The following is a 20,727-nucleotide window of genomic DNA, read 5'->3' as shown; positions in this document are numbered from 1 at the left end:
CCGTTTCGTACTCAACGTGGGCGGTGTTGATGGTGATGCCACGGGCCTTTTCTTCCGGAGCCGCGTCGATCTGGTCGTAGGCCTTGGCCGCGCCACCGAACTTGGCTGCCAGCACGGTGGTGATGGCTGCGGTCAGGGTGGTCTTGCCATGGTCAACGTGACCGATGGTGCCGACGTTCACGTGCGGCTTGGTCCGCTCGAATTTCTCTTTTGCCATTTCGATTACCTCAGTAAAAAGAACAATGCCCGTGTGGGTTTAACGTCTCCGACCCTGGCAGATCACGGGCAATCTGCCGACCGCAGCAGCGGCGTCGAAGACAAAAAGGATCCCGCGCCAGACAAGGCGCGGGGAGAGGCTTTACTTCGCGCGGGCAGCCATGATGGCTTCCGACACGTTGCGGGGCGCTTCGGAGTAGTGTTTGAACTCCATCGTGTAGGTGGCGCGGCCTTGCGTGGCCGAGCGCAGCGAGGTGGAGTAGCCGAACATTTCCGACAGCGGTACTTCGGCCTTGATGGCCTTGCCGCCACCGATCATGTCTTCCATGCCCTGCACCATGCCACGGCGGCTGGACAGGTCGCCCATCACCGTGCCGGCGTAGTCTTCCGGCGTTTCCACTTCCACGGCCATCATGGGTTCCAGAATGACCGGCTGGGCCTTCTTGCAACCTTCCTTGAAGCCGAAGATGGCGGCCATCTTGAACGCCAGTTCGTTCGAGTCCACGTCGTGGTACGAACCGAAGTGCAGGGTGACCTTGACGTCCACCACGGGGTAGCCAGCCAACACGCCGGTGGTCAGCGCTTCGATCACGCCCTTTTCCACTGCGGGGATGAACTCGCGCGGCACCACACCGCCCTTGATGGCGTCCACGAACTCGAAGCCCTTGCCAGGTTCTTGCGGCTCGATCTTGAGCACAACGTGACCGTACTGGCCCTTACCACCGGACTGGCGCACGAACTTGCCTTCGGCAGCATCCACCGTGCCACGGATGGTTTCGCGGTAAGCCACCTGCGGTTTGCCCACGTTGGCTTCCACACCGAATTCGCGCTTCATGCGGTCGACGATGATTTCCAGGTGCAGCTCGCCCATGCCGGCGATGATGGTCTGACCCGATTCTTCGTCGGTGCGCACGCGGAAGGACGGATCTTCGGCCGCCAGGCGGCTCAGCGCGATGCCCATCTTTTCCTGGTCGGCCTTGGTCTTGGGTTCCACGGCCTGTGCGATCACGGGCTCAGGGAACACCATGCGCTCCAGGGTGATGATGGCGGACGGATCGCACAGGGTTTCACCGGTGGTGACGTCCTTCAGACCCACGCAAGCAGCGATGTCGCCGGCGCGAATTTCTTCGACTTCCTGGCGGTTGTTGGCGTGCATCTGCACGATACGGCCAATGCGCTCCTTCTTGCCTTTGACCGCGTTGTACACGGTGTCGCCCTTTTTGAGCACGCCGGAGTACACACGCACGAAGGTGAGCTGACCCACAAACGGGTCGGTCATCAGCTTGAACGCCAGAGCGGACAGCTTCTCTTCGTCGTCGGCCTTGCGCGAGGTCGGCTCTTCGTCTTCGGTCGTGCCGCCCACGGGCGGGATGTCCACAGGCGAAGGCAGCAGCTCGATCACGGCGTCGAGCATGCGCTGCACACCCTTGTTCTTGAACGCGGTGCCACACAGCATGGGCTGGATTTCGCACGCCAGGGTGCGGGCGCGCAGACCGGCCGTGATTTCGGCTTCAGTCAGGTCACCTTCTTCCAGGTACTTGTTCATCAGCTCTTCAGACGCCTCGGCAGCCGCCTCGACCATCTTCTCGCGCCATTCCTTGGCCTGCTCGACCAGGTTGGCGGGGATGTCTTCGAAGGTGAACTTCATGCCCTGGGAAGCTTCGTCCCAGATGATGGCCTTCATCTTGCGCAGATCAACCACGCCGACGAAGTTGTCTTCGGCGCCGATGGGGATCACGATGGGCACGGGGTTGGCCTTCAGGCGCAGCTTCATGCCTTCGTAAACCTTGAAGAAGTTGGCACCGGTGCGGTCCATCTTGTTCACAAAGGCCAGACGCGGCACCTTGTACTTGTTGGCCTGGCGCCAGACGGTTTCCGACTGGGGCTGCACGCCACCCACGGCGCAGTACACCATGCAGGCGCCGTCCAGCACGCGCATGGAACGCTCCACCTCGATGGTGAAGTCCACGTGGCCGGGGGTGTCAATGATGTTGAAGCGGTGCTCTTCGAACGAGCGGTCCATGCCCTTCCAGAAGCAGGTGGTGGCAGCGGACGTGATGGTGATGCCGCGCTCTTGTTCCTGCTCCATCCAGTCCATGGTGGCCGCGCCGTCGTGCACTTCACCGATCTTGTGGTTCACACCGGTGTAGAACAGGATGCGCTCGGTGGTGGTGGTTTTACCGGCGTCGATGTGGGCGGAAATACCGATATTGCGGTACCGCTCCAGGGGCGTAGTGCGTGCCATGAAAATTCTCCAAATTGATGCATTAAAGCCCGCTCCCCGATTGGGGTGGCGGGCTCGCTTCTGAGAGGCTAGCGGGTAAAGATGAAACCCGCGTGAATCAGAAGCGGAAGTGGCTGAACGCCTTGTTGGCTTCGGCCATGCGGTGCACTTCGTCACGCTTCTTCATGGCGCCGCCACGGCCTTCGTTGGCCTCGATCAGCTCGTTGGCCAGGCGCAGGGCCATGGACTTCTCGCCGCGCTTGCGGGCGGCTTCCTTGATCCAACGCATGGACAGGGCCAGGCGGCGGACGGGGCGCACCTCAACGGGCACCTGGTAGTTGGCACCACCCACGCGGCGGGACTTGACTTCCACCATGGGCTTGACGTTGTTGATGGCGGTGGTGAAGGCTTCCAGCGGGTCTTTGCCGGTTTTCTTCTCGATCTGCTCCAGGGCACCGTAGATGATGCGCTCGGCGACGGCCTTCTTGCCGCCTTCCATGATCACGTTCATGAACTTGGAGAGCTCGACGTTGCCGAACTTGGGATCCGGCAGGATTTCACGTTTAGGGACTTCGCGACGACGTGGCATGTTTACACCTCAAATTTGCTTCAGTTGGCGTCTTTTCAGACACCGCGAAAACCCAGCCAGGTTTTCACTTACTCGACCCGACGCCGACATGGCGCTTTGGGGTCACTACGCTCAACACGGCTTGCCGGCCGGCCGAACACCGAACAACAAGCCGAATTACTTCGCCTTGGGACGCTTGGCACCGTACTTGGAGCGCGACTGCTTGCGGTCTTTCACGCCTTGCAAGTCCAGCGAGCCACGAACGATGTGGTAACGCACACCAGGCAAGTCCTTCACACGACCGCCGCGCACCAGCACGACGCTGTGCTCTTGCAGGTTGTGGCCTTCACCGCCGATGTAGGAAATGACCTCAAAACCGTTGGTCAGGCGCACCTTGGCGACCTTACGCAGAGCGGAGTTGGGCTTCTTGGGGGTCGTGGTGTACACACGGGTGCACACACCACGACGCTGAGGAGAGTTCTCCATGGCCGGGCTCTTGGATTTGGTCTTTTCGACCTCCCGGCCGTGGCGCACGAGTTGATTGATGGTTGGCATTGGAAACGTCCCTAAACGTTTGAAAAAAGCGAAAACGAAAAGCCCTTCGAAAATTTTCGAAAAGCCCGCTAATGTAGCACGGGGTGCCAAGCGGCGCAAGCCAGCCGCGCCACTGCGGGCACACAAAACCCAGATTTACTTGATCCAGAGGCGTATGGCGTCCCACGCCCGGCCCAGAACGCCGGCCTCTTCCACCGTCTCCAGCACCGTGAGGGGCACTTCGGTGACGGCCACGCCACCACCGGTGCTGACCTTGAGCGAGCCCAGCTTTTGGCCCTTTTGCAGCGGCGCCACCAGCGGGTCGGGGCGCACCACCTCGGTCTTGAGCTTGGCGCCCTCACCGGCCGGCACGCTCACCACAATGCCCTCGGGCACCCCCAAGCCAACGGTCGGGGCCTTGCCTTTCCACACAGCCGGCGTCACGGCCGGCTGGCCGGGCGCAAACAGGCGCACCGCCTCGTAGGCCGAAAAACCCCAGTTCAACAGCTTCTGGCTTTCGGCCGCGCGGGCGTTTTCGCTCGCAGCCCCCAACACCACGCTGATCAGGCGGCGTTGGCCGGCAGCGCCCTCGCCCAGGGCGGGGAAGTTGCGGCGAGCGGTGGCCACGAGGCAATAGCCGGCCGCGTTGGTGTGGCCGGTTTTCAGGCCGTCCACGCTGGGATCACGGAACAACAGCAGGTTGCGGTTGGTGTCGTTGGCCGCGGGCGTGCCCGGGTAGCGGTAGCGCTGGATGGCGTAGTAGGGCACGTAGTCCGGAAAGTCGCGCATCAGCCGCGTGGACAAGGTGGCCAAGTCGCGCGCGGTGGTGGTGTGCCCGGCTTCGGTCAGACCCTCCACGTTTTTGTAGCTGGTGTTGGCCATGCCCAGCGCCTTGGCCTGCTCGTTCATGAGCTGCACAAACCGCTCCACCGAACCGGCCACCCCCTCGGCCAGGGCCACGGTGGCGTCGTTGCCCGACTGCACGATCATGCCTTTGATCAGGTCTTCCACCGGCACCATCATCTTGGGGTCGATGAACATGCGCGAGCCCGGCATCTTCCAGGCGCGTTCGCTGACACCAAAGGTCTGGGTCAGGCTGATTTTTTTGGCCTTGAGAGCGTCGAACACCAGATAGGCGGTCATCAGCTTGGTAAGAGACGCGGGCTCCACCTGCACATCGGCGTCCTTGGCGGCCAGCACCTGCTGACTGGTCACGTCCAGCAGCAGGTAGGCGCGCGCGGCCACTTCGGGCGGCGTCAGGGCCTGGGCGCTGGCGCCCAGCGCCGCCAGGCCCAAACTCAGAGCGAACGTGGCCTGGCGAACGGTACGCCACGAGGTGGCCGCCGACGAATCAGAAAAACGCAACACAGGGAATCCTCAGAAAACAAAAAATGAAGGCCAGACCGCGCCCGGCTCAGGCCCGCAGGTGGCGCACCACCAGCGAACGCAGCAGGGGCAGCTGACCATGAAAAAAATGGCCGCCGCCGGGCACCACCGTCACCGGCAACACCTGGGGCCGCGCCCAGTCCATCACCGAGGCCAGCGGCACGGTGTCGTCGGCCTCGCCATGAACGACCAGGGTGCGCTCGTGGAGTTCCGCCGCGATGGGCAACACATTGAAACGGCTGGCCGCCGTGCCAATGAGGGCGATCTTGTGGATGTCGCGCTGCGGCGCCAGCGCCGCCACCGCGTGGGAGGTGACAAAAGCACCGAAGGAAAAGCCGGCCAGGCACAGCGGGCCCTGCGGCGCGAGCTGCTCGACCACCTGCTGCAGGTCGGCCGCTTCGCCCCGGCCCTCGTCGTGCACACCCGCGCTCTGGCCCACGCCACGGAAGTTGAAACGCAAGGTGCTCCAGCCACATTGAACGAAGGCACGCGCCAGGGTCTGCACCACCTTGTTGTCCATGGTGCCGCCAAACAGCGGGTGCGGGTGGGCGATGAGGGCCACGCCGCGCGCCTCGGGCGCCACGTCGCGCGCCACCTCGATGGCGCCAGCGGCGCCAGGAATCAGCAGCTTCTCGGTCTGGGCGTTCATCGACCGACGTCGTGGGGCGTGCGCAGCCGTTCGACCACCACGCCATCGCGCAGGTGCGAGCTGACGATCTCGTCGATGTCGGCCTCGTCCACAAAGGTGTACCAGGTGGCTTCGGGGTAAACCACAGCGATGGGGCCACCGGCGCAGCGGTCCAGGCAACCGGCCTTGTTGACCCGCACCTTGCCGGGGCCGGCCAGGCCCTGCGCCTTGACCTGGGCCTTGCAGCGGTCAAAGGCTTTTTGGGCGTTGTGGTCGGCGCAGCAGGCTTCGCCGTTGTCGCGTTGGTTCAGACAGAAAAAAATGTGGCGCTGGTAGTAGGAACCAGGCAGGGTGGATGCGGCATCGGACATCCACGCATTTTAGTGAGGGCGCCCACGCCGAGAAGCCAAGACCACGCCGTAAGCCAACGCCAGGTAGGGCCAGAGCCAGCCCAACCACTGGCTGAGCCCATGAAAGTGGCTGTAGCGGCTTTGCTCCCACAGCTGCAGTGACTGGTCCAGATAGGGGCTGTCGGGCGCCTGGTTGAGCAAGCCCAGCGAAAACGCCAACGCCAACAGCATCAACACCGCACAGGTGCGCCGGGGCAAACCCAGCGCCAGCAAGGCCAGCAGGGCCGCCGCCACGCCGCCGGCCACCACCTGTGGCACCAACCAGGCCCAGGCGTGCGCGGGGCCGTAGGTGAGCCCGGCCGACACGCCTCCCACCCCAAAGGCGCCCACACAAAAAAACAGCCAATACCACAGACGCTGCCGCAGCGTGGCCAACACGGCGTAGCCCAGCAGGCAAGGCACCAACAGGCTGAACGCCACACACACGGCGGTGCCCAGCGCGCTGAGCTCGCTCAGGGCCGGTGGCTGGGCCGGCAGCCAGGCGGCAAACGGCGTGTCCACCAAGGTTTCACCCAGCCACACCTCGACCCGCTGCCACACCTGCCCCAAGCCAAACGGCAGGGACGAGGGGTACAAAAGCGCCGGTGGCCACAAGGCCAGCAACACCAGGGCACCACGCGAATCCGGCACAAACACACGCTGGCGGAAATCGCTCCAGCGTGCGATGGCGCCCCCGTGCCCCAGCATCAGGGCCAACACCGCCCCCAACAAGGCGCCCGCGGCATTGAGCAGCCAGTCCACGTTGGACGGTACACGCTGGGGCAGGTAGCTTTGCACAGCCTCCAGGCCCAGGGACAACAGCGCCGGCAGCAGCGCGCCTGCCAGCAAGGCCAACACCCGCGCGCCACGCCGCCAAGCCGCCCAGGTGATCAGAAAACCCAGCGGCATGTACCCGGCCAGGTTGGCCAGCACGTCCTTGAGCGTCCAGTACCGCGGCCAGGGCGCCCACAGGTAGTCCCACGGCGACACCCCTTGGTCGCGCCAACTGTGGAAAGGGTAGAGGCTGGCGTACACCACCAAGGCCACGTACCACAGCGCCAGCAGCAGCGCAAAGCTGTGCTGACCGTCGTGGCGGTCGCTTGGCATGGCCGTCAGAAGGGCTTGACCACCACCAGCACCACGGCGGCCACCAGCATCAGCACGGGCGCCTCGTTGAACCAGCGGTACCAGACGTGGCTGCGGCGGTCTTGGCCGGCCACAAACCCCTTGAGCATGCGTGCACACAGGTGGTGGTAGCCCACCACCAGCAACACGATCAGCAGCTTGGCGTGCATCCAGCCATTGCCCGGCCCCATGCCGATGCCATAGCCCAGCCACAGCCACAAGCCCAAGCCCAGCGCCGGCACCGCCAGCAGGGTGGAGAAGCGCAGCAGCTTGCGCGCCATGACCAACAGGCGCTCGCGCTCGGCCACGCTCTCGGGTGGCACCATGGCCAGATTGACAAAGATGCGCGGCAAGTAGAACAGGCCGGCAAACCAGCTGGCCACAAAAACGATGTGAAAGGATTTGACCCAAAGCATCGGGGCAGTGTAGCCAAGCCGTGGCACCCGATCTACCATGGCGCTTCGATCAGGGAGAGAACATGAAACACGCCACTGAACTGGCCTGGCTGCTTGGCCTGGCCCTGCTTGTGTCCACCGCCCAGGCCCGCCAGGTCAAAGCCGAGGACAAACCCCGCCAGCGCACCGGCAGCGTGAAGATCGTGCCCAGCAGCTCCGAGGAGAGCGCCGCCACCCGCGCCAAACGCCTCAAACGCGAATGCCGTGGCCGGCCCAACGCCGGCGCCTGCCTCGGCCACGCGAGCTGAAATCCCGCGCGCGGGGGCACAAAAAATATCAAGCCCCAACAAAGGGCACGGTCGCTACCATTGCGGCCATGCAAGCTGCCACCCATCCCGCCCTGGCCCCGCTCGTCGAGTCGGTGCTGTCTGCGTCAGTCAGCCGCACGCCCCTGCGCGTGCGCGGTGGCGACACCAAAGCCTTCCACAGCGCGGCCACACACGACCTTGCCGCCAGTGCTGCCGTGCTGGACACGCGCGACCTCAGCGGCGTGGTGGCCTACGAACCCACCGAACTGGTCATCACCGCCCTGGCCGGCACGCCTCTGGCCGAGATTGAAGCCTTGCTGGCTCAACACGGTCAGTGCCTGCCCTTCGAGCCGCCCCACTTCGGCCCCGGCGCCACCGTGGGCGGCATGGTGGCCGCCGGCCTGAGCGGCCCGGCGCGCGCCAGCGTGGGCGCCGTGCGCGACTATGTGCTCGGCGTGCAGGTGCTCAACGGCCGGGGTGAGTTGCTCACCTACGGCGGCCAGGTCATGAAAAACGTGGCGGGCTATGACGTCAGCCGCCTTCTGGCTGGCAGCTGGGGCACGCTGTGCCTGATCGTCGAGGTTTCGCTCAAGGTGCTGCCGGTGGCGCCCGCCGAAGCCACGCTGGTGTTTGAACTGCCACAGGCCCCAGCCCTGGCGCAGTTGCAGCGCTGGGGCGGCCTGCCGCTACCAATGAACGCCAGTTGCTGGGTGCACGATGACACCGCCTCACCGCCCAAAGACCTGCTGTTCGTACGCCTGCGCGGTGCCGTGGCCGCCGTGGAATCGGCTTGTGCCCGCATGTTGAACGACGTGCCGGGTCAGCGCATGGACAACACCCAGGCCGGCACCGACTGGGCCGATTGCCGCGACCAGCGCCTGCCCTTCTTCACCGCGCCCGCACCCGACGCGGCCCTGTGGCGCCTGAGCGTGGCACCGTCCGCGCCCGCGCTGGAGCTGCCGTGGTCGCAGTTCATCGAATGGCACGGTGGCCAGCGTTGGCTCTGGGCGCCCGTGGATGCGGCCGAGCGCCTGCGCGCCGCCGCCGCCCGCGCGGGCGGCCATGCCACGCTGTTCCGCCCGCCCATCAACGGCCTGCCAGCCGGCGTGCCACGCCGCACACCCACCACCGGCCCCCTGGCCCAGATCGAACAGCGCCTGCGCGAAGCCTTCGACCCGGCTGGCATCTTCAACGCAGGAAAGCTGGCCTGAGCATGCAAACCAACCTCTCCCCCGAGTTCAAAGGCACGCCCGACGGCCAAGCCGCCGAAGCCATCCTGCGCAAATGTGTGCACTGCGGCTTCTGCACCGCCACATGCCCCACTTACCAGTTGCTGGGCGACGAACTGGACGGCCCGCGCGGACGCATCTATTTGATGAAGCAGGTGCTCGAAGGCGCCACACCCACCCGCGCCACCCAGCAACACCTGGACCGCTGCCTGACCTGCCGCAACTGCGAATCCACCTGCCCCAGCGGCGTGGACTACGGCCACCTGGTGGACATCGGCCGCAAGATCGTCGACGCCAAGGTGCCACGCCCGGCCGGTGAAAAGGCCGTGCGCTGGCTGCTGAAAGAAGGCCTGCCCTCGCCGCTGTTTGGCCCGGCCATGAAGCTGGGGCAACTGGTGCGCCCGCTGCTGCCGGCATCACTCAAGAACAAGGTGCCCGCTCGGCAGGACGCTGGCGCCTGGCCCACCCGCCAGCACACGCGCAAGGTATTGATGCTGTCCGGTTGTGTGCAGCCGGCCATGATGCCCAACATCAACAGCGCCACCGCCCGCGTGCTGGACGCTGCCGGCATCCAGACCATCGTCGAAGGCCAAGCCGGCTGCTGTGGCGCGGTCAAGTTCCACCTCAACGACCAGGACGGCGGCAAAGCCCAGATGCGCGCCAACATCGCCGCCTGGTGGCCACACGTCGAAGCGGAGGTTGAGGCCATCGTGATGAACGCCTCTGGTTGTGGTGTCACGGTCAAGGAATACGGCCACATCCTGCAAGACGAGCCCGAATGGGCAGCCAAGGCCGCGCGCATCAGCGAACTGACAAAAGACCTGAGCGAGCTGTTACCCGAACTGGTGCCCGCGCTGCAAGGCAAGGTGAAGGCCAGCGCCAAACTCGCCTTCCACCCGCCCTGCACGCTGCAGCACGGCCAACAACTCAAAGGCGGCGTGGAACAGCACCTGGGCGCCCTGGGCTTTGACATCCAAGTCAGCCGCGTTGAGCCCCACCTGTGCTGCGGCTCCGCCGGCACCTACTCGGTGCTCAATCCCGAGATCAGCTACACCCTGCGCGACCGCAAGCTCGGCCACCTGGGCGAGTTGCAGGCCAGCACCATCGTCAGCGCCAACATCGGCTGCATCACCCACCTGCAAAGCGGCACCAACACGCCGGTGCGGCATTGGGTGGAGGTGCTGGACGCAGCGATATCACCTTCGCCCTCAAGCCTTTCGTGATGACCAGCAGTCGCCTCCAGACAAGCGAAGCTCGTAGACGACTGGCCAGTTGCGCACGTGACCTGATCACTGATCGACAATGACCAAAGTCCCACAGCTGCCCGCAGCCACTGCATGAGGCTGCCCAGCGGGAACCATGAACACCTCACCCGCTTGCACACAAACGATTTGCCCGTCGATATCGAGGTTCATGTGACCCTCCAGCACAAGCAAAGCCTCCACAAAGTCGTGCACTTCGCTTGGATATGAGGAAGCGTCCATCCGCAAAACCTTGACGTTTGCGCCACCAGCCTTGCCAATGATTTTGGACTGCCAGGAAGAGGGAAGCGCAAGAGCTTCCCGGGCGATATTCACCGTGTTCATCGTCGGGGCGTCGGGCGGTGGCACGAGCGCGCTTGCGCTTTTCACTGCGCAAACAACCTGTACATGGCATCAATGGATTCCTGACCATAGGCGACCACACCTACTGGCACCTTGTAGTCGATGGCCTCGATCACCTTGCCTGCCCAAACGGGGCTGAAACCGCCGCACAACTCGATGAGTTGAATGCCCTCCGCGACCATGTCTTTCGCGGCCGCGATACCTTCACTTGGCTCGCGCACGCCCACCACCTTCATGGAAAAATTGTCTGTCCCCTGGTACTGGACGAACCGGTCGCCGGTAACGATAAATCCGAACTTGGTCAGCGCCATGTGAGTGTCTCCCTGAATGATTGCCTGCCTGAAACAGGCCGCCCATCCTACAAGGGACAGCCAGCGCAGCACGCACACGCTTCGTCAAGTTTTGCAAGAACCCACTGGGCGCTTTCAGTCGGCGCTGGCCTGATTCAGGCCAGCCGCTCGGCGTGGTGCCGAAGGTGGTCGGCCATGAAGGTCTGGATGAAGTAATAACCGTGGTCGTAGCCGGCGTGGCGGCGCAGCGTGAGCGGCTGGCCCGCCTGGGCGCACGCGGCTTCGAACAGCTCGGGCTTGAGTTGTTCCACCAGGAATTTGTCGGCCAGGCCTTGGTCGATGAGGATGCCGTTGGCGTAGGGTGCTGACGTCTGCTGCGCCATCAGCGCGCTGGCGTCGTGCGCGAGCCAAGTGCTTTCGTCCTGCCCCAGGTAGCCGGTGAAGGCGTTGTGCCCCCACGGGCATTGCGTGGGCGCGGAGATTGGCGCGAAGGCGGACACGCTCTTGAACACGCCGGGGTGGCGCAGGGCCAACGTGAGCGCGCCGTGACCGCCCATGGAGTGGCCGAACAGGCCCAGGCGCTGACCGTCCAGACCAAACTGCGCTGTCACGCCGGGCAGCAGTTCCTTGACGATGTAGCTTTCCATGCACCAGTGACCGGACCAGGGCATTTCGGTGGCGTCCAGGTAAAAGCCGGCGCCCACACCAAATTCCCAGTGGTGGTCTTCACCGGTGATGCCGGCACCGCGCGGGCTGGTGTCGGGCGTGAGGATGGCCAGGCCCAGTTCGGCCGCCTGGCGTTGTGCGCCGGCCTTGATGGCGAAGGTTTCTTCGGTGCAGGTCAGGCCGGCCAGGTAGGTGAGCAGCGGCGTGGCTTGCCCGGCCAGCGCCTGCGGCGGCAGGAACAGCCCAAAGCGCATGGGCAAGCCAATTTCGGCCGAGCTGTGTTTGTAGAAGCGCTGCACGCCACCGAAGCAGGCGTGTTCGCTGATCAGTTCCAGGTTGTCCAGCGACATGTCAGTGCCGCCCGGCCGCCCGAAGGCACTGACGCTTCCCCCTGGGGGGCAGCGATACGCGAAGCGATGAGCGTGGGGGCAGTTTCATTTCAGAACTCGACAACGGTGCGGATGGACTCGCCGGCCTTCATCAGGTCAAAGCCCTCGTTGATGCGCGACAGCGGCAGCTTGTGGGTGATCAGGTCGTCGATGTTGATCTTGCCGTCCATGTACCAGTCCACGATCTTGGGCACGTCGGTGCGCCCGCGCGCACCCCCAAAGGCCGAGCCCTCCCACTTGCGCCCCGTCACCAACTGGAACGGGCGCGTGCTGATCTCGGCACCCGCCTCCGCCACGCCGATGATGATGCTGCGGCCCCAGCCCTTGTGCGTGCATTCCAGCGCGTCGCGCATCACCTTGGTGTTGCCGATGCACTCAAAGCTGTAGTCGGCGCCGCCGTCGGTGAGCTGAACGATGGCGTCCACCAGGTTGGCGTGCTCTTTGGGGTTGATGAAGTGCGTCATGCCGAACTTGCGCGCCATGGCTTCGCGTGCGGGGTTCAGGTCCACACCGATGATCTTGTCGGCCCCCACCATCTTGGCGCCCTGGATCACGTTCAGGCCGATGCCGCCCAGGCCAAACACCACCACGTTGGCGCCCGCTTCCACCTTGGCGGTGAAGATCACCGCACCGATGCCGGTGGTGACGCCACAGCCGATGTAGCAGACTTTGTCAAACGGCGCGTCCTCGCGGATCTTGGCCAGGGCGATCTCGGGCACCACCGTGTGGTTGCTGAAGGTGCTGGTGCCCATGTAATGCAGGATGGGCTGGCCATCAATGCTGAAGCGGCTGCTGGCGTCGGGCATCAGGCCTTTGCCTTGTGTGCCGCGTATGAGCTGGCACAGGTTGGTTTTGCGGCTCAGGCAGAACTTGCACTGGCGGCATTCGGGGGTGTAGAGGGGGATGACGTGGTCGCCCTTCTTGAGGGTGGTCACGCCCGGGCCCACGTCCACCACGATGCCCGCGCCTTCGTGGCCCAGGATGGCGGGGAACAGGCCTTCGGGGTCGGCGCCGCTCAAGGTGTAGTAGTCGGTGTGGCAGATGCCGGTGGCCTTGATCTCGACCAGCACTTCACCGAACTTGGGACCTTGCAGGTCCACGGTTTCAATCGTCAGCGGGGCACCTGCTTTCCAGGCAACGGCAGCTTGGGTTTTCATGGGGGGAATCCATCTTCAAAAATGATGAAGCCCATTGTAGGCAGCGCTCTCGCTCGCCCGCTCGCCGCTGGCGATCAACCCGTCAGACCACGCCGCCTTGTTTGAGCGCGGCGATGCGCGCCGCATCCAGCCCCAGCTCGGCCAGCACCTCGTCGGTGTGCTGCCCCAGCGTGGGCGGCGCGTGGCGCAGTTGCGCGGGGTAGTCGCCCAGGCGGATGGGGCTGGCCACGCTGCGTATGGCCAGGCCGTCCTCGCGCTGCTGCGCAATCGCCAGGCCACGCGCTTGCACCTGCTCATCGGCAAAGGCCTGACCAATGTCGTTGATGGGGCCACAGGGCACCGCCTTGTCTTCCAGCAGCGCAATCCACTCGGCGGTGCTGCGGGTGCGGGTCACTTCGGCCATGGCCGGGATCAGCACCTCGCGGTGTTGCACGCGCAAGGTGTTGCTGGCGTAACGCGGGTCTTGCGCCCATTCGGGGTGGCCGGCAGCGGTGCAGAAGCGGGCGAATTGGCCGTCGTTGCCAATGGCCAGCAGCATGGAACCATCGGCCGTGGGAAAGTCTTGGTAGGGCGCCAGGCTGGGGTGGCTGTTGCCCTGGCGCTGCGGCACGATGCCGGCGTTCAGATATGACGCGGCCTGGTTGGCCAGGATGGCCATGCCCACATCAAGCAGGGCCATGTCGATGTGCTGGCCGGTGCCGGTGCGATGGCGGGTTTCGATCGCGGCCAGGATGGCGGTGGCCGAGTAGACGCCGGTGAAGATGTCGGTCAGCGCCACGCCCACACGCTGCGGGCCGCCACCGGGCACGTCGTCCGGGCGGCCGGTGATGCTCATCATGCCGCTGGTGGCCTGGATCATGAGGTCGTAGCCGGCGCGCTCGGCGTGGGGGCCGGTCTGGCCGAAGCCGGTGACCGAGCAGTAAATCAGGCGCGGGTTCACGGCCTGGAGGCTGGCGTAGTCCAGCCCGTATTTTTTGAGGCCACCGACCTTGAAGTTCTCCACCAGCACGTCGGCCTGCGCGGCCATCTGGCGGATCAGCGCCTGGCCTTCGGGCTTGGCCATGTCGATGGTGACCGAGCGTTTGTTGCGGTTGGCCGCTGTGTAGTAGCTGGCGTGTTCGGTGTTGTTGCCGGCCGCGTCTTTGACGAAGGGCGGGCCCCACTTGCGTGTGTCGTCGCCCTCGCCGGGCTTTTCGACCTTGACCACATCGGCGCCGAGATCGGCCAGGATCTGGGTGCACCAGGGGCCCGCGAGCACGCGGGAGAGATCGAGGACTTTGAGATGGGACAGAGCGCCTGGGGAGGTGGTCATGGAGGTTCTCAACAAATGGACAACGCCCTGGCTCCAGCGAGGAGACAGGGCGCCTGGTTTCAGCGATTCAGTGAACGATCAGTTCGCAAATGCGGCGATGCCCGTTTGGGCGCGACCCAAAATGAGCGCGTGGATGTCGTGGGTGCCTTCGTAGGTGTTCACCACCTCCAGGTTCACCAGGTGGCGCGCCACGCCGAACTCGTCGGAAATGCCGTTGCCACCCATCATGTCGCGCGCCAGGCGAGCGATGTCCAGCGACTTGCCGCAGTTGTTGCGCTTGATGAGCGAGGTGATTTCCACCACGTTCTGGTGCTCGTCCTTCATGCGACCCACGCGCAAGGCGGCTTGCAGGCCCAGGGTGATTTCGGTCTGCATGTCGGCCAGCTTCTTCTGGATCAGCTGGTTGGCGGCCAGGGGGCGGCCAAACTGCTTGCGGTCCAGCGTGTACTGGCGGGCCATGTGCCAGCAGAACTCGGCGGCACCCATGACACCCCAGGCGATGCCGAAGCGCGCGCTGTTCAGGCAGGTGAAGGGGCCTTTGAGGCCTTGCACTTCGGGGAAGGCGTTTTCTTCGGGGCAGAACACGTCGTCCATCACGATCTCACCAGTGATGGAGGCGCGCAAACCCACCTTGCCATGGATGGCTGGTGCGGTCAGGCCCTTCATGCCCTTTTCGAGCACAAAACCACGGATGGGGCCAACGGCGCCGCCTTCGGACACTTCCTTGGCCCACACCACAAACACGTCGGCCACCGGGCTGTTGGTGATCCACATCTTGCTGCCCTTGAGCTTGTAGCCGCCGTCCACCTTGTAGGCGCGGGTCGCCATGCTGCCGGGGTCGGAGCCGTGGTCGGGTTCGGTCAGGCCGAAGCAGCCGATGAACTCGCCCGAGGCCAGCTTGGGCAGGTACTTCTGCTTTTGTGCTTCAGAACCGAATTCGTTGATGGGCACCATCACCAGGGACGACTGCACCGAAGCCATGGAGCGGTAGCCCGAGTCCACGCGCTCGATCTCACGCGCCACCAGGCCGTAGCTCACGTAGTTCAAGCCGGCGCCACCGTACTGCGTGGGAATGGTGGGGCCCAGCAGGCCCAGCTCGCCCATCTCGCGGAAGATGCTGATGTCGCTCTTTTCATGGCGGAACATGTCCTGCACGCGGGGCAACAGCTTGCCCTGGCAGTATTCATAAGCCGCATCGCGGATCATGCGCTCGTCTTCGGTCAGCTGCTGGTCCAGCAGAAACGGATCGTCCCATTGGAAGGTGTTGTGGGCCATGGTGGGTCTCCTTGAAAGCGGTTGTGTGGATGGGGGAGTGGGCACATCGTAGGCCCGCCCGCCCCCGGTGGCAAACGATTGTTTTGCACCCAGATATGCGATTAGCGCATTTTTAAGCACAATCGACCCATGCGTCGCAAGATCCCTTCCACCCAGGCCCTGCAGTGCTTTGAATCGGCGGCGCGCCATCAGAGCTACACCCGCGCGGCACAGGAACTGGCGCTCACACAAAGCGCCGTCTCACGCCAGATTGCGCAGCTGGAGTCATTCCTGAATGTGCAGTTGTTCCAGCGCACGCGCCATGGCGTGCTGCTCACGCCCAGTGGTGCCGACTACGCCCAGCAGGTGGCGCGCCGCCTCGACGCGCTGGAGCGCGACACCCTGGACGCCATGGCCCGCTTCGGCCAGAGCCGAGCGGTGCACCTGTCTGCCGTGCCGACCTTTGCCACCCGATGGCTCATGCCACGCCTGCCCGCACTGGCGCAGCAGCACCCGGAAATCGTCGTGCACCTCGAAACCAGCACGCGCGCCTTCCTGTTTGCCGACTCGGAGCGGGACGCCGCCCTGTACGCCGGCACACCCGAGCAAGTGGCCAACTGGGCCGGTACCCACGCCACGGAGCTGCTGCCCGAAGTGGTGGTCCCGGTCTGCGGTCCGGCCTTGCTGGCAGGGCGCCAGAAGTTGCAAGCGGCCGATGTGGCTCAACTGCCCCTGCTGCAACAGAGCACCCGGCCCGACGCGTGGCGCCAGTGGTTCGAGGCGAATGGCGTGGACGCCCCCCTGGCCCTGGCCGGTCCACGGCACGAACTGTTTTCGCTCACCGCCGCGGCGGCGGCACACGGCTTGGGGGTTGCACTGGTGCCGCGCCTGCTGGTGCAAGACGAGTTGGCGCGTGGCGAGCTGGTGGTGGCCTGCGACCGCCCATTTGCCAGCGGCCGGCGCTATTGGTTTGTGACCCCCGAGCTGGCCGAGGAACCGATCGCGGTGGGGCTGTTGCGGGCCTGGCTGGTGGCAGAGGCACAGGCCGCTGCCTGAAACCCTCACGCCGCCAACGCGGCGGCAATGTCCTTGGCCAAAGAGGCGGGCGCGTCCTGCGGCGCGTAGCGTTTGATCACCCGCCCGTCCTTGCCCACCAGGAATTTGGTGAAGTTCCATTTGATGGCCTTGCTGCCGAGCAAGCCCCGCGCCTCGGCGGTGAGCCACTGGTACAAGGGGTGAGCGCCGGCCCCATTGACGTCGATCTTGGCCATCATGGGGAAATCGACCCCATAGTTCACTTGGCAAAAGCTGGCGATCTCGTCGTTGGCACCTGGGTCCTGGCTGCCAAATTGGTTGCAGGGAAATCCCAGCACCACCAGGCCTTGCGGGCCGTAATCCTGGTGCAGCTTTTCCAGCCCGGCAAATTGCGGCGTGAACCCACAAGCGCTGGCGGTGTTGACGATCAGCATCACCTTGCCTTGGTACTGGGCCAAGGGCACGGGTTGGCCGTTGATGGATTCGGCTTCGAAGTCGTAAATGGACGGCATGGTGGGGCTCCGGTGGAACAGCGCCCCATGATAGGCCGCACGCCATAACCCTGCGCCGGCGCCGGGCGGTCAGTCCACCACAAACGGCACCCGCTGCGCCACCCCGCAGGTGAGCTCGTAGCTGATGGTGCCAGCGGCTTGGGCCACCTCGTCGGCGCTCAACACAGCGCCGCTGGCGCTGCGGCCCCACAACACCACCTCGGCCCCCAGGCCGGCGTTGCGGCCAGCGGCCAGCACGGGGGTCAGGTCCACCGCCAGCATGTCCATGCTCACACGGCCCAGCAGCGTGGTGCGCACCCCGTCCACCAGCACCGGGCCGCCGATGCCACCGGTGGCGGTGCTGCCCGAGGCGTGGCGTGGGTAGCCGTCGGCGTAGCCACACGCCACCACACCCACCTTCATGGCGCGATTGGCCACAAAGGCCGAGCCATAGCCGACGGTGTCGCCTGGTGTGAGGTCTTGCACGCCAATCAACCGGCTGGCCAGGGTCATGGCCGGCATCAGGCCCCAGTCGGCGGCGGTGCGCTCGGGGTGATCGGGCGCGCCGCCGTAGACCATGATGCCGGCGCGCACCCAGTCGGCCGCCAGCGTCAAGGGCTGGCCGTCCGCCGCCAGCGGCGTGCTGGCGTGGCGCAAGGTGGCGGCGCTGTTGCACAGGCTGCGCTCGCCAGGCAGGTCGCGGGTCACGGCCTCGAACGCGGCCACCTGATGCGCGATGCCACGCGCGCCATCGGCGTCGCTGAAGTGGGTCATGAAGCCGATTTCATCGACCTGGGGCAAGGCATTCAGCCGCGCCCAGGCGGCGCGGAAGGCCTCGGGCTGGAAGCCCAGGCGGTTCATGCCCGAGTTGAGTTTGAGAAACACGCGGTGCGGCTGGTGGGTTTTGTGGGCGGCCAGCCAGTCGATCTGCTCGCTGCTGTGCACCGCGTGCCAGAGGTTCAGGCGCGAACACAGCTCCAGATCGCGCGCCTCAAACACGCCTTCCAACAGCAGGATGGGCCCACGCCAGTCGAGTGCACGCAGGCGCTCGGCCTCCGCCAGATCAAGCAGGGCAAAACCGTCGGCGCCACGCAGGCCTTCGAACGCGCGTTCGATACCGTGACCGTAGGCATTGGCCTTGACGACGGCCCAGACCTTGGCGTCGCCACCGGCCGCCTGGCGGGCGCGTTCGAGGTTGTGGCGCAAGGCCTGGGTGTGGACGGTGGCGAGTATGGGACGTGGCATGGCAATCTGAGAGAAATGCGGACGTGGTGGGCATGCTATAACCGCCCACCCGTGACAGGCGTTTACACATTCGTGGCTTTTGAGACAGGTCACTTTGTAACCGCACTTTCAACCCCCACCGCGCCCTGACCGACTGACCGCCCCGGAAAATCATCGCCATGAAGCGCGGCTTCTACACCATCATGACGGCGCAGTTTTTCAGCTCGCTGGCCGACAACGCTTTGTTTGTGGCCGCCGTTGAGCTGTTGCGCAGCCGGGGCGCGGCCGAATGGCAAAGTGCGGCGCTGGTGCCCATGTTTGCGCTGTTCTATGTGGTGCTCGCCCCGTTTGTGGGCGCGTTTGCCGACGCCAAACCCAAAGGCCGGGTCATGTTCATCAGCAACGCCATCAAGGTGGTGGGTTGCCTGATGATGCTGGGGGGGGTGCACCCGCTGGTGGCGTATGCCGTGGTGGGCCTGGGCGCGGCGGCGTACTCGCCCGCCAAATACGGCATCCTCACCGAATTGCTGCCACCGTCCCAACTGGTCAAGGCCAACGGGTGGATCGAGGGCCTGACCATCGCCTCCATCATTCTGGGCGTGCTGCTGGGCGGTCAGTTGGTGGGGCCGGTGCTCTCGAGCTGGTTGCTGGCGATCGACCTGCCGGGCGTGAACACCGGCATCGACACCCGCCCCGAAGCCGCCATCGCCACCCTGGTGCTGGTCTATGCGGTGGCGGCGTGGTTCAACACCCGCATTCCGCTGACCGGCGCCACCCCACGCCACCTGCCCAGCAACCCGCTGACCCTGTTGCCCGACTTCTGGACCTGCAACACCCGTCTGTGGCGCGACCGCCTGGGCCAGATTTCGTTGGCCACCACCACCCTGTTCTGGGGCGTCAGTGGCAACCTGCGCTACATCGTGCTGGCGTGGGCCGCTGCGGCTTTGGGCTACAGCACCACCCAGGCGTCGGGCCTGGTGGGGGTGGTGGCCATTGGCACGGCGGTGGGCGCGGTGGTGGCCTCGGTGCGGATGAAGCTGGACCAAGCCACCAAGGTCATGCCGCTGGGCATTGCCATGGGCCTGCTGGTGATCCTGATGAACTTCATCGACAACGTGTGGCTGGCCGCGCCCTTCCTGATTTTGCTGGGCGGCCTGGGCGGGTTTCTGGTGGTGCCCATGAACGCGCTGCTGCAACACAGAGGCCACAACCTGATGGGCGCGGGCCGCTCGATTGCGGTGCAGAACTTCAACGAGCAGGCCTGCATTCTGGGCCTGGGTTTCCTCTACAGTTTCTCCACCGGCATGGGGCTGTCGGCGTTTGCCGCCATCACCATCTTCGGCGTCATCGTGGCCGGGGTGATGTGGCTCATCAAACGCTGGCACGCCCACAACGAAGTGACGCACCCGCATGAACTGGCCCGGTTGCTGGAATTCGCCCGGCGCGATGACCTGCACGGCTGAACACCGCCGCCCATGGACACCTACAGCACCTACACCCTGCTGGCTGCGGCAGCCTTTGCCGCCGGCGTGCTCAACGCCATCGCCGGGGGTGGCAGCTTTCTGACCTTTCCCGCGCTGGTGTTCACCGGCGTGCCACCCATCGTGGCCAACGCCACCAGCGCGCTGGCGGTCAGCCCCGGCTACCTGGGCAGCACCTTGGGTTTTCGTGAGGAGTTGCGTGCGCTGCCTGCGCGCCGGCTCAAGCTGGAAATGTTGCTTTCGGCCGTGGGTGGCGTGGCGGGCGCCCTGCTGCTGCTGGTCACGCCCAGCCACCTGTTCAACGGCATCGTGCCCTGGCTGCTGCTGTTTGCCACCGTGCTGTTCGCGGCCGGGCCGTGGATCGCGCGCCTGGCGGCCAGCCACCCCGGCAGCGAACAGGCCCGCTGGCGCAACCCGGCGCTGCTGGCCGTGGCGGTGTATGGCGGCTACTTCAACGGCGGCCTGGGCATCCTGCTGATGGCGCTGTACACCGTGGCGGGCGAAAGCCGGCTCAACACCGTCAACGCGCTCAAAAACCTCAACTCGCTGGTGTTGTCCTGGCTGTCGGTGGTGGCGTTTGTGCTGGCCGGGGCCATTGCCTGGAAAGCCGGCCTGGTGATGATGGTGGCCGCCACGGCGGGGGGCTTCTTCGGCGCACGCTGGTCCAAACGCCTGCCGGTGGCCTGGGTGCGCGCGGGTGTGGTGGTGGTCGGCCTGCTGATGAGCGCGGTGTTTTTCAGCCGCTTGGCGGGGTAATGCCCCCACACCGCACAAATAATTGTCAAAAATTGCGTAGCTCGGGCCGATAATCTCCCAAAAAAC

At 65.1% G+C, this 20,727-nt stretch carries 23 protein-coding genes; 6 read left to right on the top strand and 17 right to left on the bottom strand.

Going from position 1 to position 20,727, the window contains the following annotated elements:
* The 9 genes from ACFQPB_RS10495 to ACFQPB_RS10455 all read right to left on the bottom strand — a co-directional run.
* On the bottom strand, positions 1-217 hold a 217-nt coding region (locus ACFQPB_RS10495), incomplete at its 3' end, for a GTP-binding protein (protein ID WP_382222773.1).
* Positions 218-358: 141 nt separating this feature from the next.
* Positions 359-2,461 (bottom strand): elongation factor G, encoded by a 2,103-nt coding sequence (fusA, locus tag ACFQPB_RS10490; protein ID WP_382222770.1) that lies wholly within the window; start codon positions 2,459-2,461, stop codon positions 359-361.
* 97 nt (positions 2,462-2,558) lie between these two features.
* On the bottom strand, positions 2,559-3,029 hold the full coding sequence (gene rpsG / locus ACFQPB_RS10485; RefSeq protein WP_382202674.1) for a 30S ribosomal protein S7: 471 nt from the start codon (positions 3,027-3,029) through the stop codon (positions 2,559-2,561).
* 156 nt (positions 3,030-3,185) lie between these two features.
* Positions 3,186-3,563, bottom strand: coding sequence for a 30S ribosomal protein S12 (gene rpsL / locus ACFQPB_RS10480; RefSeq protein WP_305334118.1), 378 nt, complete (start codon positions 3,561-3,563; stop codon positions 3,186-3,188).
* Positions 3,564-3,698: 135 nt separating this feature from the next.
* Positions 3,699-4,844: a D-alanyl-D-alanine carboxypeptidase family protein gene (locus ACFQPB_RS10475; RefSeq protein ID WP_382222789.1), complete on the bottom strand. Its 1,146-nt coding sequence runs from the start codon at positions 4,842-4,844 to the stop codon at positions 3,699-3,701.
* 112 nt (positions 4,845-4,956) lie between these two features.
* The gene (locus tag ACFQPB_RS10470) at positions 4,957-5,577 is read right to left on the bottom strand and encodes an alpha/beta hydrolase (protein WP_382222766.1); all 621 of its coding nucleotides are present in this window, start codon (positions 5,575-5,577) and stop codon (positions 4,957-4,959) included.
* Entirely contained in the window at positions 5,574-5,927 is a 354-nt protein-coding gene (locus ACFQPB_RS10465) for a (2Fe-2S) ferredoxin domain-containing protein (RefSeq protein ID WP_382222763.1), read from the bottom strand. The genes ACFQPB_RS10470 and ACFQPB_RS10465 overlap by 4 nt, the downstream gene beginning before the upstream one ends.
* A gap of 9 nt (positions 5,928-5,936) precedes the next feature.
* On the bottom strand, positions 5,937-7,052 hold the full coding sequence (locus ACFQPB_RS10460; protein WP_382222759.1) for a VanZ family protein: 1,116 nt from the start codon (positions 7,050-7,052) through the stop codon (positions 5,937-5,939).
* A gap of 5 nt (positions 7,053-7,057) precedes the next feature.
* The gene (locus ACFQPB_RS10455; RefSeq protein ID WP_382222756.1) at positions 7,058-7,486 is read right to left on the bottom strand and encodes a CopD family protein; all 429 of its coding nucleotides are present in this window, start codon (positions 7,484-7,486) and stop codon (positions 7,058-7,060) included.
* A 62-nt stretch (positions 7,487-7,548) separates the two neighbouring features.
* Between ACFQPB_RS10455 and ACFQPB_RS10450 the strand changes: the two genes are divergently transcribed.
* The 3 genes from ACFQPB_RS10450 (at position 7,549) to glcF (ending at position 10,225) form a co-directional block, all read left to right on the top strand.
* Positions 7,549-7,773, top strand: a complete 225-nt coding sequence (locus ACFQPB_RS10450; RefSeq protein WP_382222753.1) for a hypothetical protein — start codon at positions 7,549-7,551, stop codon at positions 7,771-7,773.
* A 68-nt stretch (positions 7,774-7,841) separates the two neighbouring features.
* On the top strand, positions 7,842-8,984 hold the full coding sequence (gene glcE, locus ACFQPB_RS10445) for a glycolate oxidase subunit GlcE (RefSeq protein ID WP_382222750.1): 1,143 nt from the start codon (positions 7,842-7,844) through the stop codon (positions 8,982-8,984).
* Between the two features lie 2 nt (positions 8,985-8,986).
* Positions 8,987-10,225 (top strand): glycolate oxidase subunit GlcF, encoded by a 1,239-nt coding sequence (glcF, locus tag ACFQPB_RS10440; RefSeq protein ID WP_382222747.1) that lies wholly within the window; start codon positions 8,987-8,989, stop codon positions 10,223-10,225.
* Between the two features lie 66 nt (positions 10,226-10,291).
* Here glcF and ACFQPB_RS10435 read toward each other — a convergent pair whose 3' ends face one another.
* From ACFQPB_RS10435 to ACFQPB_RS10410, 6 genes are all read right to left on the bottom strand, one after another.
* Positions 10,292-10,588 (bottom strand): cupin domain-containing protein, encoded by a 297-nt coding sequence (locus ACFQPB_RS10435; protein ID WP_382222744.1) that lies wholly within the window; start codon positions 10,586-10,588, stop codon positions 10,292-10,294.
* Between the two features lie 41 nt (positions 10,589-10,629).
* The gene (locus ACFQPB_RS10430; protein WP_382222741.1) at positions 10,630-10,917 is read right to left on the bottom strand and encodes a DUF6506 family protein; all 288 of its coding nucleotides are present in this window, start codon (positions 10,915-10,917) and stop codon (positions 10,630-10,632) included.
* 134 nt (positions 10,918-11,051) lie between these two features.
* The gene (fghA, locus tag ACFQPB_RS10425) at positions 11,052-11,912 is read right to left on the bottom strand and encodes an S-formylglutathione hydrolase (RefSeq protein ID WP_382222738.1); all 861 of its coding nucleotides are present in this window, start codon (positions 11,910-11,912) and stop codon (positions 11,052-11,054) included.
* A gap of 89 nt (positions 11,913-12,001) precedes the next feature.
* Entirely contained in the window at positions 12,002-13,108 is a 1,107-nt protein-coding gene (locus ACFQPB_RS10420) for an S-(hydroxymethyl)glutathione dehydrogenase/class III alcohol dehydrogenase (protein ID WP_382222735.1), read from the bottom strand.
* 82 nt (positions 13,109-13,190) lie between these two features.
* The gene (locus ACFQPB_RS10415; RefSeq protein WP_382222732.1) at positions 13,191-14,420 is read right to left on the bottom strand and encodes a CaiB/BaiF CoA transferase family protein; all 1,230 of its coding nucleotides are present in this window, start codon (positions 14,418-14,420) and stop codon (positions 13,191-13,193) included.
* A 78-nt stretch (positions 14,421-14,498) separates the two neighbouring features.
* Complete coding sequence (locus tag ACFQPB_RS10410; protein ID WP_382222731.1) at positions 14,499-15,695, bottom strand: acyl-CoA dehydrogenase; 1,197 nt, start codon at positions 15,693-15,695, stop codon at positions 14,499-14,501.
* A gap of 129 nt (positions 15,696-15,824) precedes the next feature.
* Here ACFQPB_RS10410 and ACFQPB_RS10405 point away from each other — a divergent pair, with 129 nt between their 5' ends.
* The gene (locus ACFQPB_RS10405) at positions 15,825-16,730 is read left to right on the top strand and encodes a LysR substrate-binding domain-containing protein (RefSeq protein ID WP_382222729.1); all 906 of its coding nucleotides are present in this window, start codon (positions 15,825-15,827) and stop codon (positions 16,728-16,730) included.
* Positions 16,731-16,735: 5 nt separating this feature from the next.
* On the opposite strand, the gene ACFQPB_RS10400 is transcribed toward ACFQPB_RS10405, so the two are convergent.
* Positions 16,736-17,221 carry a glutathione peroxidase gene (locus ACFQPB_RS10400; protein ID WP_382222728.1) on the bottom strand — a complete coding sequence of 162 codons (486 nt, stop codon included), beginning with the start codon at positions 17,219-17,221 and terminating at the stop codon, positions 16,736-16,738.
* Positions 17,222-17,290: 69 nt separating this feature from the next.
* A complete protein-coding gene (alr, locus tag ACFQPB_RS10395) occupies positions 17,291-18,445 on the bottom strand; it encodes an alanine racemase (RefSeq protein ID WP_382222725.1) in 1,155 nt (384 codons plus the stop codon).
* A gap of 158 nt (positions 18,446-18,603) precedes the next feature.
* Here alr and lplT point away from each other — a divergent pair, with 158 nt between their 5' ends.
* Positions 18,604-19,887 (top strand): lysophospholipid transporter LplT, encoded by a 1,284-nt coding sequence (gene lplT / locus ACFQPB_RS10390; RefSeq protein WP_382222722.1) that lies wholly within the window; start codon positions 18,604-18,606, stop codon positions 19,885-19,887.
* Positions 19,888-19,899: 12 nt separating this feature from the next.
* A complete protein-coding gene (locus tag ACFQPB_RS10385; RefSeq protein WP_382222719.1) occupies positions 19,900-20,661 on the top strand; it encodes a sulfite exporter TauE/SafE family protein in 762 nt (253 codons plus the stop codon).
* Positions 20,662-20,727 lie beyond the last annotated feature (66 nt).

The organism is Hydrogenophaga atypica, from assembly GCF_042665215.1.
Taxonomy (GTDB): domain Bacteria; phylum Pseudomonadota; class Gammaproteobacteria; order Burkholderiales; family Burkholderiaceae_C; genus Hydrogenophaga; species Hydrogenophaga defluvii_A.
The sequence above is the reverse complement of the archived record's forward strand: the minus strand, read 5'-3'. Positions and strand labels throughout refer to the sequence as shown.

Coding starts and splice junctions, on each gene's coding strand:
- lplT (WP_382222722.1), top strand. CDS start 18,604: ATGAAGCGCGGCTTCTACACCATCATGACGGCGCAGTTTTTCAGCTCG.
- ACFQPB_RS10415 (WP_382222732.1), bottom strand. CDS start 14,420: ATGACCACCTCCCCAGGCGCTCTGTCCCATCTCAAAGTCCTCGATCTC.
- ACFQPB_RS10435 (WP_382222744.1), bottom strand. CDS start 10,588: ATGAACACGGTGAATATCGCCCGGGAAGCTCTTGCGCTTCCCTCTTCC.
- ACFQPB_RS10385 (WP_382222719.1), top strand. CDS start 19,900: ATGGACACCTACAGCACCTACACCCTGCTGGCTGCGGCAGCCTTTGCC.
- fusA (WP_382222770.1), bottom strand. CDS start 2,461: ATGGCACGCACTACGCCCCTGGAGCGGTACCGCAATATCGGTATTTCC.
- ACFQPB_RS10470 (WP_382222766.1), bottom strand. CDS start 5,577: ATGAACGCCCAGACCGAGAAGCTGCTGATTCCTGGCGCCGCTGGCGCC.
- alr (WP_382222725.1), bottom strand. CDS start 18,445: ATGCCACGTCCCATACTCGCCACCGTCCACACCCAGGCCTTGCGCCAC.
- rpsL (WP_305334118.1), bottom strand. CDS start 3,563: ATGCCAACCATCAATCAACTCGTGCGCCACGGCCGGGAGGTCGAAAAG.
- ACFQPB_RS10460 (WP_382222759.1), bottom strand. CDS start 7,052: ATGCCAAGCGACCGCCACGACGGTCAGCACAGCTTTGCGCTGCTGCTG.
- fghA (WP_382222738.1), bottom strand. CDS start 11,912: ATGTCGCTGGACAACCTGGAACTGATCAGCGAACACGCCTGCTTCGGT.
- ACFQPB_RS10430 (WP_382222741.1), bottom strand. CDS start 10,917: ATGGCGCTGACCAAGTTCGGATTTATCGTTACCGGCGACCGGTTCGTC.
- ACFQPB_RS10410 (WP_382222731.1), bottom strand. CDS start 15,695: ATGGCCCACAACACCTTCCAATGGGACGATCCGTTTCTGCTGGACCAG.
- ACFQPB_RS10450 (WP_382222753.1), top strand. CDS start 7,549: ATGAAACACGCCACTGAACTGGCCTGGCTGCTTGGCCTGGCCCTGCTT.
- ACFQPB_RS10420 (WP_382222735.1), bottom strand. CDS start 13,108: ATGAAAACCCAAGCTGCCGTTGCCTGGAAAGCAGGTGCCCCGCTGACG.
- ACFQPB_RS10400 (WP_382222728.1), bottom strand. CDS start 17,221: ATGCCGTCCATTTACGACTTCGAAGCCGAATCCATCAACGGCCAACCC.
- glcF (WP_382222747.1), top strand. CDS start 8,987: ATGCAAACCAACCTCTCCCCCGAGTTCAAAGGCACGCCCGACGGCCAA.
- glcE (WP_382222750.1), top strand. CDS start 7,842: ATGCAAGCTGCCACCCATCCCGCCCTGGCCCCGCTCGTCGAGTCGGTG.
- rpsG (WP_382202674.1), bottom strand. CDS start 3,029: ATGCCACGTCGTCGCGAAGTCCCTAAACGTGAAATCCTGCCGGATCCC.
- ACFQPB_RS10455 (WP_382222756.1), bottom strand. CDS start 7,486: ATGCTTTGGGTCAAATCCTTTCACATCGTTTTTGTGGCCAGCTGGTTT.
- ACFQPB_RS10465 (WP_382222763.1), bottom strand. CDS start 5,927: ATGTCCGATGCCGCATCCACCCTGCCTGGTTCCTACTACCAGCGCCAC.
- ACFQPB_RS10405 (WP_382222729.1), top strand. CDS start 15,825: ATGCGTCGCAAGATCCCTTCCACCCAGGCCCTGCAGTGCTTTGAATCG.